The sequence below is a fragment of the Salipiger bermudensis genome (genome assembly GCF_019801965.1).
Lineage (GTDB): Bacteria > Pseudomonadota > Alphaproteobacteria > Rhodobacterales > Rhodobacteraceae > Salipiger > Salipiger bermudensis_A.
The window spans coordinates 591,888-605,106 of the sequence record NZ_JAHVIA010000002.1 but is presented as its reverse complement, the minus strand read 5'-3'; the positions used below and the strand labels follow the sequence as shown (position 1 = coordinate 605,106).

Below are 13,219 nucleotides of genomic sequence, written 5' to 3'. Positions count from 1 at the left end.
CGCGGCGCCGGCCCCCGGCGCCGCGCATCCGCGCCCGCCGGAGTTTCCCCTTGCCCGACCGCACCGAAATCGACGCGCTGATCGACCTGATGGCCAAGCTGCCCGGCCTCGGGCCGCGCTCGGCGCGGCGCGCGGTGCTGCACCTGATCCGCAAGCGCGCGCTGCTCCTGCAGCCGCTCGCGGATGCCATGCAGCAGGTGGCGCGCTCGGCGCGCGAATGCCTCAACTGCGGCAATGTCGGCACTGCCGAGATCTGCCCGATCTGCGCCGACGAGCGCCGCGCCAACGGCCAGATCTGCGTCGTCGAGGACGTCGCCGATCTCTGGGCGATGGAGCGCTCGGGCGTCTTCAAGGGCCGCTACCACGTGCTCGGCGGCACGCTCTCGGCGCTCGACAACGTGGGCCCCGAAGAGCTGCGCATCCCGCAGCTGGTGGCGCGCATCGACGGCGAGGCGATCACCGAGGTGATCCTCGCGCTCAACGCCACCGTCGACGGCCAGACCACCGCGCATTACATCGCCGACCAGCTCGAGACCCGGGTGGAGCTGACCTCGCTGGCCCAGGGCGTCCCCATCGGCGGCGAGCTCGACTATCTCGACGACGGCACCATCACCGCCGCGCTGAACGCCCGCAAGCGGGTCTGAGCGCCGTTCCCCCCCTCGGACCATGAAAAAACGCGCCACTCTCGCGGCGCGTTTCCTGTCTCTGGAGATGAGGGGCGCGATCAGCGGCGCGGATCGTCGCTGTCGTCGTCCTCGTCATCGTCGCCGCCCGAGGGCAGGTTGAAGAAGCTGTCCGCATCCGAGAAATCGCTCGGGCCGCGGGTGTCCTCTTCCTCGTCATCCTCGCCGCGCGGGTCGGAGAGCGAGAAGGTCTCGAGCCCTTCGATGGCCGAGGGCAGACGCGGCTCGGGCTCCATGCCGAGGCTCTGCTCGGTCGAGACCAGCTTGCGGCGCTCGTCGTCGGTCATCACCTCGTCGAGCTTCTTGGCGGCCTTGGCCACCGCGGCATCGAGCTCGGACTGGCGGCACAGCCCCAGCGCCACCGGGTCGATGGGCTGCATGTTCTGGATGTTCCAGTGGGTGCGCTCGCGGATCGACTGGATCGTCGGCTTGGTGGTGCCCACCAGCTTGGAGATCTGGCCGTCGGACAGCTCGGGGTGGAACTTGACCAGCCACAGGATCGAGTTCGGACGGTCCTGGCGCTTCGACAGCGGCGTGTAACGCGGCCCGCGGCGCTTGTCTTCATCGACGGCGGCGGCGTTGTACTTCAGCTTGAGCTTGTGCAGCGGGTTGTTCTCGGCCTTGTCGATCTCCGACTGCTCGAGCTGGTTGTTGGCGACCGGGTCGAAGCCCTTGACGCCGGCGGCGACGTCGCCATCCGCGATCCCCTGCACCTCAAGCTCGTGATAGCCGGTGAAATCGGCGATCTGCTTGAAGGTCAGCGTGGTGTTGTCGACCAGCCAGACGGCGGTCGCCTTGGGATGCAGCAGTTTGGCCATGTCTCGTCTCCTTGCAAGTCTCCGTCCCCTCCCCCGGGCCCTCTTCGGGCCGGGAGGTCCCGAATCTGAACTCGGGACAGGTTACCGTTGTCGGGGAACTTGCGCGCTATATAGTGATCGAGACGCCAAGAGGGAAGAGAAAATGCGCTGGCTGGTTGTGTTGTTGCTGTCGGCCGGTCTGGCCAGCCTGTCCCATGCCGAGGGCGAACGCTCCGCGCGCTTCGATTACTACGTGCTGTCGCTGAGCTGGTCGCCGACCTGGTGCGCGCTCGAAGGCGACGCCCGCGGTGCCGAGCAATGCGAGAGCGATCACGGCTGGATCCTGCACGGGCTCTGGCCGCAATACCACCGCGGCTACCCCTCCTACTGCCCCAGCTCCGCGCGGCCGCCGAGCCGCGCCCAGACCGGCGCCATGGCCGATATCATGGGCTCCGGCGGCCTGGCCTGGCACCAGTGGAAGAAGCACGGCAGCTGCAGCGGGCTCTCGGCGGAGGAGTATTTCTCCCTGTCCCGAGAGGCTTACGGGCGCGTCACCCGGCCAGAGGTGCTGCGCCGGCTGGACGAGCCCGTCACCCTGCCTGCGACGGTCATCGAAGACGCCTTCCTGCAGGCCAATCCCGGTCTCGAGCCCGACATGCTCACCATCACCTGCCGCGCGGGCCGCATCCAGGAGGCCCGGCTCTGCCTGTCGCGCGACCTCGATCCGGTGCCCTGCGGCAGCGACGTGGTGCGCGACTGCTCGCTCGACAACGCGCTGTTCGATCCGGTGCGCTGACCGCCATCTCCGGCCACGAGGGGCGCTGCCCCTCGCGCTCCCCGGGATATTTTCAGCCAGAAGAAACACATTATTAAGATTAACGGCTCAGAATGGTTTCACGGTACAGGCGGGGACGCCGATGACCGTGCCAGGAGAAGCCTCGGCTTCGCCGCCCGTCCCTTCGGGAGCGGGTTTCCTTTTGGCCACAGGGGATTGAGCAGGGGATTGAGCGGCCCTGTCTTCTTCTGGCCAAAAATATCCCCGCCGGAGGCAGCCAGACAGCCTCACCCGGGCAACGCCGAGGCGTCTGAGACCACGTCGTCAAACCGGTAGCCGAAGCGGGCGATATCCTCGGCGCAGAGCCCCGCCACGCGTTCCGCCGTCGCGTCGTCGTAGTAGCTTCGGTAGTCGCTCCGGCGCTCAGAGGCGTTGATCCGCGCGATCTCGGGGCGAAAGCCGAGATGCGCCACGAAGGGCGCCATGTCTTCCTCGAGGTGCTCCAGCCGGATGTAGAGCGTGGCGCGTTCCTGCCCCGTTACATCGCGCATGTAGCGCCCGTAGGGCGCGGCGCGCAGGCTGGCGGCGGTCTGCGGGTGCGCCAGGAAGGAGGCGAAGGGCAGCTCCGCGGCAAGCGCCACCGCCGGGTGGTCGAAGCTCTGCGCCTGGAGCCAGTGATAATAGCTCACCATCCGGTCCCACGGGTTGCGCACCAGCGTGACGGTGAACATCGCCGCGATCTCCCCGGGGCTCAGCACGCCGTCGATATCGCTCAGCATCGCGTGCTTCCAGAGCCGCCCCCGCGCCGAGAGCTTCGCCACCCTCCCCCGCCGCTTTTGCGCCTTCGGAGTGTCGCCGATCAGGATGTCGTCGCGATGCGCCCGCGCTTCGAGCGCCGCCGCCATCGAGGTGCCGCCGGTCTTGGGGATATGCACGAAGATATAGCGGCGGCCGGGCGAGATGATCATGCCAGGCAGCGTAACCGCACGCGCGCGCATCGGGAATCCCCATTCGGGGCTTTTCGGCGCGCGCCCATCTGCGCATAGTCGGCGCAAGGAGACATCAGGGAGGATCCGCCATGGGCTGGCTTGCCAACGAAACCGGGCTCGGGAAATGCGCCGCGAACCACGTGCCGCTGACGCCGCTCTCGTTCCTGCGCCGGGCGCGGCAGATCTATCCCGATCACCCGGCGGTGCTCTACGGCCCGCACCGCAAGAACTATGCCGAGTATCACGACCGGGTCAGCCAGCTCGCCTCGGCACTTACGAAGATCGGCATCAGGCCCGGCGACGTGGTGGCGACGATCCTGCCCAACATCCCCGCGCAGGCCGAGGCGCATTTCGGCGTGCCCGCCTGCGGCGCCGTGCTCAACACCATCAACACCCGGCTCGATGTCGACACCATCGCCTATATCCTCGATCACGGCGAGGCCAAGGTGGTGCTCTGCGATCCGCAGTTCATACCGCATCTCGCCGAGGCCATCGAGCTGATGGAGCAGGAGCCGCCGACAGTGATCGAGGTGGCCGACCCGCATGGCGGCGCCAAGGCCTTCGGCGACTACCTCGAATACGAGGATTTCCTCGCGACCGGCGATCCGGAGTTCGACTGGATCATGCCCGAGGACGAGTGGGAGAGCCTCGCGCTCAATTACACCTCCGGCACCACCGGCCGGCCCAAGGGCGTGGTCTATCACCATCGCGGCGCCTACCTGAACGCCATGGGCCAGGTGCTGAGCTGGCGCATGGTGCTGCACCCGGTCTATCTCACCATCGTGCCGCTCTTCCATTGCAACGGCTGGTGCCACACCTGGATGATGCCGGCGGTGGGCGGCACCGTCGTCTGCTGCCGTGACATCACCGCCCACAATATCTACGACGCCATCGCCGACGAGGGCGTCACCCATTTCGGCGGCGCACCCATCGTGCTCAACATGCTGGTCAACGCCCCCGAGCAGGAAAAGCGCGCCTTCGAGCACGTGGTCGAGGTCTTCACCGCCGGCGCGCCGCCCGCTCCCGCAACGCTGGCCAAGATCGAGACCATGGGCTTCCACGTCACCCAGGTCTACGGCCTGACCGAGACCTACGGCCCCGACGTGGAATGCGCCTGGCAGGGCGGGTGGGATCATCTGCAGGGCGCCGAGCGCGCCGCGATGAAGGCGCGCCAGGGCGTCGCCATGCCGTTCATGGAACATGTCACGGTGATGGACGAGCAGATGAACATCATCCCAGCCGACGGCGAGACCAAGGGCGAGATCATGCATCGCGGCAACGGCGTGATGAAGGGCTATCTCAAGGCGCCGAAAGCCACCCGCGAGGCCTTCGAGGGCGGCTATTTTCATTCCGGCGACATCGCCGTCTTGCATCCCGACAGCTACGTGCAGATCGCCGACCGCGCCAAGGACATCATCATCTCCGGCGGCGAGAACATCTCCTCGGTCGAGGTCGAGAACACGCTGATGGGGCACGAGGCGGTGCTGCTCTGCGCCGTGGTCGCAAGGCCCGACGAGAAATGGGGCGAGGTGCCCTGCGCCTTCGTCGAGCTCAAACCCGGCCATGAGGCCAGCGAGGCCGAGCTCATCGCCTTTGCCCGCGAGCGGCTGGCCGGGTTCAAGACCCCCAAGAAGGTCGTCTTCGAGGAGCTGCCCAAGACCTCGACCGGCAAGATCCAGAAGTTCCAGCTCCGGGCCCGCGCCAAGGAGATCTGAGCGCGTCGAGGCGAGGCCCCCGAAGCTCCCGGCTCCCGGCGCCCTGCAGCTCTGCCATCCGCAAGGCACCGGGCCCTCCCGGTGCCCGGAAGCGCTCAGTGCGCCATCATTTCCTGCGCGATCTCCTCGCCGCTCAGATCGGCGGGATAGTAGGTCGGCCAGTTGCTGACCTCCTCGAGAAGCGCCGCACGGTCATCGCCCCAGTAGAGGTGATAGTGGTCGGCAGACTCCGGAGCGATCTTGTGGTCGCTAAACTGGATATACTCGGCCGCCTCCGCGTCCCCCTCCTGCTTCTCGAAGATGAAGCGCACGCCGCGATTGCCGGCGGCGTAGGTCAGCACCTCGTAGCCATCGCTGGCATAGCTGCCGCTGACCGCGCCGTCGGGGGTGTGAAACGTCACCGTCTGGCCATCGATCTCGATGCGGTCGACATCGGTGCGATAGCCGGTCTCGTAGGTGGCGCGGTGCTCGGCGGCGCTTTTCTCGCCGCTTTCGGCCTTGTGCGCCATGACCACGTCAAGCGTGCCATCCTGCAGATAGGGATAGACCGACTGCCAGTCGCCCTGCCAGTCCGACAGCGGGCGCGGGGCGATCGCGCTGTCTTCGAAATAGCCGCGATAGACATCGCTCTTGGCGTGATCATGGGCTTGCGCGTGTCCTTGATCGTGCTCGTGATCATGGTCGTGGCTGTCGCCGGACTGGGCGAGAGCGGCCAGCGGCGCCGCGATCAGCACGGCCATGACCGGCAGGTCGAAGCGATTGGAAAGAATGGACAACATGAAGACCTCTCAGGATAGGTGATTCTATTATGTTATAACGTTACACGTCCTGCCTACCTGCCCGGAGCCTGCCCCGCAACGCCCAATCTCCCAAGAGAGACCTGCGCTCCCAAACCGCGACCGTCCCGGCCCCGACCGGAACGCGTTGCCCCTGTCTCGACGCCCATGCTACGGTGCCGCGAAACGAGGCAGAGCAGCCCTGAATGACGGCACTCAAAGAGTATCAACGGTTGGAAGCATCGGGCCTGTGGCGGCCCGAGCCCGACGCGCAGCGTCGTGAAGTGATCGTGTCGCTGGGCGATGCGTCGCTCACGATCGCGGAGTTCTCAGGCCGCCCCCTCGCTCACTGGTCGCTGGCCGCGGTGCGCCGCGCCAACAGGGGTCAGACCCCCGCCATCTACCACCCCGACGGCGATCCCGGCGAGACGCTGGAACTGCCGGAAGACGAAACCACGATGATCGAGGCCATCGAGCGGCTCCTGCGCGCCATCGACCGGCGGCGGCCGAAACCGGGCAAGCTGCGCGTCGTGCTGCTGGGCGCGGTGGCGGCCACGGTGCTCGCGGGGGCGGTCTTCTGGCTGCCCGGAGCGCTGCTCGAGCACACGCGGCGGGTGGTGCCCGCGGTCAAGCGCGACGAGATCGGCGAGGCGCTGCTGGCGCGGATCACCCGGATCTCGGGCCAGCCCTGCATGACCGATGAGGCCCGCATGCCACTTCGCCGCCTCGCCCAGCGGGTGCTCGGGGAGGCGCGGCGCAACGATCTGGTGGTGCTGCCCGGCGGCGTGCGCGACACCGCCCACCTGCCCGGCGGGCTGATCCTGATGAACCGGGCGCTGATCGAGGATTACGAGGATCCCGACACCGCCGCAGGCTACCTGCTGGCGGAATCGCTGCGCGCCCGCGCCTCGGATCCGCTTGGCGAGTTGCTCGAGCATACCGGGCTGTGGTCGACGCTGAAACTGCTGACCACGGGCGCCCTGCCAGACGCCGCGCTCGATGCCTATGCCGAGACCCTGCTGACCGAGGCGAGCCCCCCGGTCCCGACCGACACGCTGCTGCGCGCCTTCGCCGCCGCCGAACTGCGCAGCACGCCCTACGCCTTTGCCCGCGACGTCACCGGAGAGAGCACCGTGGCGCTGATCGAGGCCGACCCGCGCGCGCTCGAAGGCAGCCGGCCCGTGCTCTCCGATCCCGACTGGCTGCGCTTGCAGGCGATCTGCGGCGGCTGACCGACAAGGCCCGCCGGCGTGCGTCCCTCCCCGACAAGGCAAAAGGCCCCGACGTTTCCGCCGGGGCCACAATTCGCGAATAGACCAACCGTCAGCGCAGATAGGCCTGTACGTAGCCGGTGCGCTGGACCCGGCGCAGCGCCGTTTGCAGCGCCGCCGGATCGCTGTAGGGGCCAACCACCACGCGGCGGGTCTCACCGCTGCGCAGGGTCCGGACCGGCAGCCCGGCACCGCGCAGACGCGCGGCGGCGGAGGCGGCCTTGTCCTCGGTGGTGAAGAGCCCGATCTCGACATAGCGCGCCGCCGCGGCGGCCGTCCGGGCCGAGGCCCCTGCCGCCGGCGCCGAGCGCGTCGAGACCACGCCGGTCCGGCGCGCCTGCGCCTCTGTCCGGCCGCTGGTGGCGATGATCTGCGCCGGCAGCGGAGCCGGCTCGCTGTCACGGTAGACGAGCTTCGGGTCGCGGGCCGGGATCCGGCGCAGGCTGGTGTCGTTGACCCGTGGCACGGTGTTGGTCCAGCGCCGCTGGGTGGCGTAGTAACCCTCGACCGTCTGCCAGGCCCGGTAACGGTTCAGCCGGTCATCCTCCCAGGCCGGGCGATAGCCGGGCGGCACCACCGGCGGCACCTCGGAACGGGCTTCCCAGACATGCTTCGGCACGATGCGCGCCTGCGGCTGGCGCGCCAGCTCGGCCAGGGCGACCGGATCATCCTGCGCGCTGACGGCGCTGCTGTCCTGCCAGCTGCCCTGCCCGTTGCCGTAATTGTAATAGACGTTCTTGCCGGCACTCGGCGCCTCGCCGCGACGCAGCTCGGTGACGAAGGGGCTCGACTGCACGCCACAGCGCACGGTGCGCCCGTTGGTCTGGATGGTGCCGGTGGCGCCCGGCGGGCAGAGCTGCGAGGGCGTCGCCACGCGCGGCATCTGCGACGCCGTGGTCACCGGGGCCGGCACCGTCTTCACAACGGTCTGCGGCGGCGGCGCCGAGGGCGGCTTGGAGGCCGGTGCCTTGACCACGCGCTGCGGCGCCGGTGCGGCCGGCTTCGAGGCCACGGTCTCGACCGGCTGGCGCTGCGGCGCGGTGCGGGCGGGAGCGGAACGGGCGGGAGCGGAAGCGACGGCGGCGGGCTTCGGCGCCACGGTGGGTTTCGGAGCGGGGGCCGGTGCGGCGGCGGTGGCGCGCGGCGCGGCCTGCGCGAAGGTCGGCGGGTAGCCGCAGACCTGGTCGCGATCGCGGGTCACCCGCGGCACCCAGACCACCGCCCCGTCATAGCCCGCGCGTACAAAGACGCAGCCGCGGCTGTCGGCGTATTGGGTGCCGGTGAAGCCGGCCGGCGGAAGCTCCGCCGGCGTGTCGATGGTGGTGATCCCCTGGGCCAGCGCCGGGCTGAGCCCGGCCCCTGCCGCCGCAGTGGTGATGGCCAGGAACGCCAGAGTTTTCAATCGCATGTCAGCCCCCACAGGATTGCCGGAATCATGCCTGATCCATATAGCCCTGTAAAGCGCGGTGACCGCTTATTTTGTGCCGAACATGCGGTCGCCCGCATCCCCTAGTCCCGGAACGATGTAGCCGTGCTCGTTCAGGTGATCGTCGAGCGCTGCGGTGATGATCGGCACGTCCGGGTGCGCCTCCTTCATCCGCGCCACACCCTCGGGGGCGGCCAGCAGGCAGAGGAAGCGGATGTCCTTGGCACCGGCCTGCTTCATCAGGTCGACCGCGGCGACCGAGGAATTGCCCGTCGCCAGCATCGGATCGACGAGGATCACGCAGCGGTCCTCGAGGTTCTTCGGCACCTTGAAGTAGTATTGCACCGGCTTCAGCGTCTCCTCGTCGCGGTAGAGCCCGACGAAGCCCACACGCGCCGCCGGCACCAGCTCGAGGATGCCGTCCAGCAGGCCGTTGCCGGCGCGCAGGATCGACACCAGCACCAGCTTCTTGCCCTCGATCACCGGCGCATCCATCTCGCACATCGGCGTCTCGATGCGCTTGGTGGTCACCGGCAGCTCATGGGTGACCTCGTAGGCCAGCAGCAGGCTGATCTCGCGCAGGAGCTGGCGGAAAGACGCGGTCGAGTTGTCCTTCTCCCGCATCAGCGTCAGCTTGTGCTGCACGAGCGGGTGATCGACGACGGTGAGATGCTGTTTCATGGCCCCGGGACTCCTTGCGCTTTGATCGCCTTCCTCCTTAGACCTCACGCCCGCGCGCCGCAACGCCCCGAACCCGCGCCACGCAGGGTTCCGGCGCGTCGACCAGCAGCACGAGCGCCGGAGCCCGGGAAAGCGGCGTCAGGCGTCCAGCCGCTTCAGCACCGCCTTGCGGGTCTCCTCGTCGCAGAACGCAGCCTCCGCGGAGGTGCGTGCGATCTCGCCGAAGACCTCCTCGTCCCAGCCGAAGGTCTTCGCCAGCGCCTCGTACTCGTCGGCCATGGTGGTGTGAAAGAACGGCGGATCATCGGTGCTCACCGTGACCTTGACGCCGCGCTCGCGCAACCGCTCGATCGGGTGTTTCGAGAGCGTGGGATAGACCCCGAGATTGACGTTCGAGCCCGGGCAAACCTCGAGCACGATGCCGTTCTCTACAAGCTTGTCCACAAGCGCCAGATCCTCGATCGCGCGCACCCCGTGGCCGATGCGCTCGACCCGCAGGTCGGTGATCGCATCCTCGACCTCGCGCGGCCCCCGCCATTCGCCGGCATGGCTGGTCAGGCGCAGCCCGGCCTCGCGGGCCATGTCGAACGCATAGGCGAAATCCCTCTGCTTGCCCTGGTTCTCGTCGCCGCCCATGCCGAAGCCCACGATCCAGTCGCCGGCGGTCTCCGCAGCGCAAAGCGCCGAGCGCTTGGCGGTCTCGGGGCCGAAATGGCGCACGCAGGTGACAATTCCCCTCAGAGTTATCCCCAGGCTTGTCTCCGCCTTGTCCGAGGCCTCCCGGATGGCGTGGAGATACTCGCGCCACGCCCCCAGATCGCCCCCGCCGCAGAAGTCGGGCGAGATGAAGGTCTCTGCGTAAACCACGCCGGTCTCAGCACATTCCTCGAGCACCGCGGTGGTCAGCCGGGCGTAATCCTCGGGGCTCTTCAGCACCGAGGTGGCGGCCTCGTAGACCGACAGGAAATGCACGAAATCGTTGAATGCGTAATTGCCGCGCTCGTCGAACACGCCATCGAGCCTGACCTTCTTTTCCTGCGCCAGACCACGGATGAAGGCGGGCGGCGCCGCGCCCTCGATATGCAGGTGCAGCTCGACTTTCGGCAGCCCCCGTATGGCCGCGATGCGCTCCTCGTCCATGCCGGTCTCCCTCACAGAAATGATTTTCCCGGCCCGCGCGCCGGCACGTTCAGATGCTTGGCGACGCTCGCGGCGACATCCGCGAATGCAACCTGCCCGAGCGCCCCTTCCCCGGCCCCCGCGACCAGCACCGGCACCCGCTCGCGGGTGTGATCGGTGCCGCTCCAGCTCGGGTCGTTGCCGTGATCGGCGGTGATCACGAGGATGTCGCCTTCGCGCAAGCGCGGCAGCAGCCGGCCCAACTCGGCGTCGAACCACTCGAGCGCGCGAGCATAGCCCGAGACATCGCGGCGGTGGCCGTAAAGGCTGTCGAACTCGACGAAATTCGCGAAGGTCAGCGATCCCTCCTCAGCTTTATCCACAAGCTCGGACAGATGCCGCATCAGCGTCGCGTCATCGCCTTTGTGCAAGTGGTCAATGCCTTCCATCGAGAAGATGTCACCGATCTTTCCCACCGCGTGCACCGTCCGGCCCGCCTCCTGCACCCAGTTGGTCAGGATCGGCTCCGGCGGACGGATCGCATAATCGTGCCGGTTCGAGGTGCGCTTGAACGCGCCCTCCTCGCCAACGAACGGCCGCGCGATCACCCGCCCGACCTTCCTCTCGTGCAGCATCGGCGCCATGCGCTCGCAGAGATCGAGCAGCCGCTCCAGCCCGAAATGTTCTTCATGCGCGGCGATCTGGAAGACGCTGTCGGCGGAAGTGTAGCAGATCGGCCAGCCTGTGCGGATGTGCTCGGCGCCGAAGCGGTCGAGCATGACGGTGCCCGAGCCGTGGCAATTGGCCAGCGTGCCCTCGGTGCCGGCGATCTCGCAGACCGCCTCGATCAGCGCCTGCGGGAAGGCCGGCTGCTCGTCGGGGAAATAGGTCCAGTCCCACGGCACCGGCAGCCCTGCCAGCTCCCAGTGCCCCGAAGGCGTGTCCTTGCCGCGCGAGCTCTCCGTCGCGGCGCCCCAGCGCCCCTGCGGCGCGGCCCCCAGCCCCGGCGGCAGCGTGCCGCTCGCCAGCTCCACCGCGCGCCCCAGCCCGAGCCCGTCGAGCACCGGCAGCGCCAGCGACCCGCTGCGCCCCTCCTCGGCCGCGCCGCGCGCGCAGGCCTCGGCGATATGCAGCAGCGTGTTGGCGCCGGTGTCGGGCACGCCATCGTTGAAATAGCTCGCCGCGTCGGGCGCGCCGCCGATGCCGACGCTGTCCATCACCACGAGAAACGCCCTCATCCGACGCGCTCCCGCACCAGTGGCCCGGGCTTGGCGGCCTCGCCGAGGGAGATCGCCGCCTGCACCACGCGCACCGCCTCGTCGGCCTGGTCCTCGCGCGCCGCGTGGACCCGCGCCAGCGGCATGCCCGTCTCGACCCGCGCGCCGAGCCGCACCACGTCCGACAGGCCCACCGCCGGGTCGATCATGTCGGTCTCGACGGTGCGCCCGCCGCCAAGGCGAACCACCGCCAGCCCCAGCGCCTCGCCGTCGATCGCCGCCACGTGGCCGGCCTCCGGCGCCGGCACCTCGCGGATCACCGTGGCCTCGGGCAGGAAACGCCCCCAGTTCTCGACGAACTCCACCGGCCCGCCGAGCCCGTAGACCATCCGCCCCATGCGCTCCGCCGCCGCGCCGCTCTCGAGCGCCTCGCGCAGCCGCGCCTCCGGGCGATCAAAGCCTGCGCCCTCGAGCAGCGCCGCGCCCAGCGCCAGCGTCAGATCGAAGAGCGGGCCCTTGTCGCGCCCGGTCAGCACGCCCATCGCCGCGTCGACCTCGAGCGCGTTGCCCAGTGCAGGGGCGATGGGCTGGTTCATGTCGGTGACGAAGGCGGTGGTCGGGCAGCCCGCCGCGTTGGCGGTCGAGACCAGTGCCTCGGCCAACCGGCGCGCCTCGGCGTCGGTCTTCATGAAGGCGCCCGAGCCCACCTTGACGTCGAGCACCAGCCCCTGCAGCCCCGCCGCCAGCTTCTTGGCGAGGATCGAGGAGGTGATCAGGTCGAGGCTCTCGACCGTGGCGGTGACATCGCGCACGGCGTAGAGCCGCCGGTCCGCCGGGGCGATCTCGGCGCTGGCCGAAACGATGGCGCAGCCCGCCTCGCGTACCACCCGATCAAAGCGCGCCTCGTCGGGGGCGACGATGTAGCCGGGAATGGCGTCGAGCTTGTCGAGCGTGCCGCCGGTATGGCCGAGCCCACGGCCCGAGATCATCGGGACGTAGCAGCCGCAGGCGGCCAACGCCGGGGCCAGCACCAGCGAGACGCAATCGCCGATGCCGCCGGTGGAATGCTTGTCGAGCACCGGCCCGTCGAGATCCCAGCGCATGACATGGCCCGAATCGCGCATCGCCAGGGTCAGCGCAACGCGGTTCTCCTCGGTCAGCCCGCGCAGGCAGATGCCCATGGCGAAGGCCCCGGCCTGGGCATCGCTGACCCGGCCATCGGCAAGGCCCGCCGCGAACCAGCGCAACCCCTCGGTGGCCGGCTCCTCGCCCCGCCTCAGGGCGGCGATCACCGTGCGCGCGTCCATCATGTGCGATCCATGTGGCCCGCCCCGAAGGCGCCGGGCAGGAGCTCGGCCACGGTGGTCTCGAGCGTGCCGCCGTCGACCGTGGCCAGCGTCACCGGCGTGTCGCCCCTGGCGAATTCCGCCAGCTTCTGCCGGCAGCCGCCGCAGGGCGGCACCGGGTGGGCGCTGTCGGCGATGACATAAGCCTCGGCGATCTCGGTCTCGCCAGCCGCGACCATGGCGGCGATGGCTCCGGCCTCGGCGCAGGTGCCCTCGGGATAGGCAACGTTCTCGACATTGCAGCCAGCATAGATCTTGCCCGAGGGCGCACGCAGCGCCGCCCCCACCTTGAAACGCGAATAGGGCACGTAGGCGTTTTCGCGCACGTCGCGCGCGGCTTTCTCGAGATCCACGTCCCAGACTCCTTCCAGACTTACGGACCCTCATGTTTGCGAGCCGCCCTGCCCGAATGCAACCCCGCAGC

General features: G+C 68.9%; 13 protein-coding genes. 4 read left to right on the top strand and 9 right to left on the bottom strand.

All coding sequences use genetic code 11. The features are described 5' to 3' along the window. Positions 1-50 precede the first annotated feature (50 nt). Positions 51-644 carry a recombination mediator RecR gene (gene recR / locus KUV62_RS06860; protein WP_222602925.1) on the top strand — a complete coding sequence of 198 codons (594 nt, stop codon included), beginning with the start codon at positions 51-53 and terminating at the stop codon, positions 642-644. Between the two features lie 80 nt (positions 645-724). On the opposite strand, the gene KUV62_RS06855 is transcribed toward recR, so the two are convergent. Further along, positions 725-1,501: a DUF1013 domain-containing protein gene (locus KUV62_RS06855; protein WP_222602924.1), complete on the bottom strand. Its 777-nt coding sequence runs from the start codon at positions 1,499-1,501 to the stop codon at positions 725-727. Between the two features lie 142 nt (positions 1,502-1,643). On the opposite strand from KUV62_RS06855, the gene KUV62_RS06850 reads away from it, so the two are divergent. After that, positions 1,644-2,276, top strand: coding sequence for a ribonuclease T2 family protein (locus tag KUV62_RS06850; protein WP_222602923.1), 633 nt, complete (start codon positions 1,644-1,646; stop codon positions 2,274-2,276). Positions 2,277-2,542: 266 nt separating this feature from the next. Here the strand turns inward: KUV62_RS06850 and KUV62_RS06845 are convergent, their stop codons facing one another. After that, positions 2,543-3,223, bottom strand: coding sequence for a sulfotransferase family 2 domain-containing protein (locus tag KUV62_RS06845; protein ID WP_222602922.1), 681 nt, complete (start codon positions 3,221-3,223; stop codon positions 2,543-2,545). Positions 3,224-3,333: 110 nt separating this feature from the next. Here KUV62_RS06845 and KUV62_RS06840 point away from each other — a divergent pair, with 110 nt between their 5' ends. Next, entirely contained in the window at positions 3,334-4,959 is a 1,626-nt protein-coding gene (locus KUV62_RS06840; protein ID WP_222602921.1) for an AMP-binding protein, read from the top strand. A 95-nt stretch (positions 4,960-5,054) separates the two neighbouring features. Here the strand turns inward: KUV62_RS06840 and KUV62_RS06835 are convergent, their stop codons facing one another. Further along, on the bottom strand, positions 5,055-5,738 hold the full coding sequence (locus tag KUV62_RS06835; protein ID WP_222602920.1) for a ZinT family metal-binding protein: 684 nt from the start codon (positions 5,736-5,738) through the stop codon (positions 5,055-5,057). 203 nt (positions 5,739-5,941) lie between these two features. Here KUV62_RS06835 and KUV62_RS06830 point away from each other — a divergent pair, with 203 nt between their 5' ends. Beyond that, positions 5,942-6,967, top strand: coding sequence for a hypothetical protein (locus KUV62_RS06830; protein WP_222602919.1), 1,026 nt, complete (start codon positions 5,942-5,944; stop codon positions 6,965-6,967). Between the two features lie 91 nt (positions 6,968-7,058). Here KUV62_RS06830 and KUV62_RS06825 read toward each other — a convergent pair whose 3' ends face one another. The 6 genes from KUV62_RS06825 to KUV62_RS06800 all read right to left on the bottom strand — a co-directional run bounded on the left by KUV62_RS06825 (position 7,059) and on the right by KUV62_RS06800 (position 13,148). Next, complete coding sequence (locus KUV62_RS06825; protein WP_261395389.1) at positions 7,059-8,414, bottom strand: SPOR domain-containing protein; 1,356 nt, start codon at positions 8,412-8,414, stop codon at positions 7,059-7,061. Between the two features lie 66 nt (positions 8,415-8,480). After that, positions 8,481-9,113: a uracil phosphoribosyltransferase gene (gene upp, locus KUV62_RS06820; protein ID WP_222602918.1), complete on the bottom strand. Its 633-nt coding sequence runs from the start codon at positions 9,111-9,113 to the stop codon at positions 8,481-8,483. A gap of 138 nt (positions 9,114-9,251) precedes the next feature. After that, the gene (locus KUV62_RS06815; protein ID WP_222602917.1) at positions 9,252-10,253 is read right to left on the bottom strand and encodes an adenosine deaminase; all 1,002 of its coding nucleotides are present in this window, start codon (positions 10,251-10,253) and stop codon (positions 9,252-9,254) included. Positions 10,254-10,264: 11 nt separating this feature from the next. Next, positions 10,265-11,470 carry a phosphopentomutase gene (locus tag KUV62_RS06810; RefSeq protein ID WP_222602916.1) on the bottom strand — a complete coding sequence of 402 codons (1,206 nt, stop codon included), beginning with the start codon at positions 11,468-11,470 and terminating at the stop codon, positions 10,265-10,267. After that, on the bottom strand, positions 11,467-12,756 hold the full coding sequence (locus tag KUV62_RS06805) for a thymidine phosphorylase (protein WP_222602977.1): 1,290 nt from the start codon (positions 12,754-12,756) through the stop codon (positions 11,467-11,469). Before KUV62_RS06805 ends, KUV62_RS06810 begins: the two co-directional genes overlap by 4 nt. Next, complete coding sequence (locus KUV62_RS06800; protein ID WP_222602915.1) at positions 12,756-13,148, bottom strand: cytidine deaminase; 393 nt, start codon at positions 13,146-13,148, stop codon at positions 12,756-12,758. Before KUV62_RS06800 ends, KUV62_RS06805 begins: the two co-directional genes overlap by 1 nt. Positions 13,149-13,219 lie beyond the last annotated feature (71 nt).

Coding starts and splice junctions, on each gene's coding strand:
- KUV62_RS06855 (WP_222602924.1), bottom strand. CDS start 1,501: ATGGCCAAACTGCTGCATCCCAAGGCGACCGCCGTCTGGCTGGTCGAC.
- KUV62_RS06805 (WP_222602977.1), bottom strand. CDS start 12,756: ATGGACGCGCGCACGGTGATCGCCGCCCTGAGGCGGGGCGAGGAGCCG.
- KUV62_RS06815 (WP_222602917.1), bottom strand. CDS start 10,253: ATGGACGAGGAGCGCATCGCGGCCATACGGGGGCTGCCGAAAGTCGAG.
- KUV62_RS06835 (WP_222602920.1), bottom strand. CDS start 5,738: ATGTTGTCCATTCTTTCCAATCGCTTCGACCTGCCGGTCATGGCCGTG.
- KUV62_RS06825 (WP_261395389.1), bottom strand. CDS start 8,414: ATGCGATTGAAAACTCTGGCGTTCCTGGCCATCACCACTGCGGCGGCA.
- KUV62_RS06850 (WP_222602923.1), top strand. CDS start 1,644: ATGCGCTGGCTGGTTGTGTTGTTGCTGTCGGCCGGTCTGGCCAGCCTG.
- KUV62_RS06830 (WP_222602919.1), top strand. CDS start 5,942: ATGACGGCACTCAAAGAGTATCAACGGTTGGAAGCATCGGGCCTGTGG.
- KUV62_RS06810 (WP_222602916.1), bottom strand. CDS start 11,470: ATGAGGGCGTTTCTCGTGGTGATGGACAGCGTCGGCATCGGCGGCGCG.
- KUV62_RS06840 (WP_222602921.1), top strand. CDS start 3,334: ATGGGCTGGCTTGCCAACGAAACCGGGCTCGGGAAATGCGCCGCGAAC.
- upp (WP_222602918.1), bottom strand. CDS start 9,113: ATGAAACAGCATCTCACCGTCGTCGATCACCCGCTCGTGCAGCACAAG.
- KUV62_RS06845 (WP_222602922.1), bottom strand. CDS start 3,223: ATGATCATCTCGCCCGGCCGCCGCTATATCTTCGTGCATATCCCCAAG.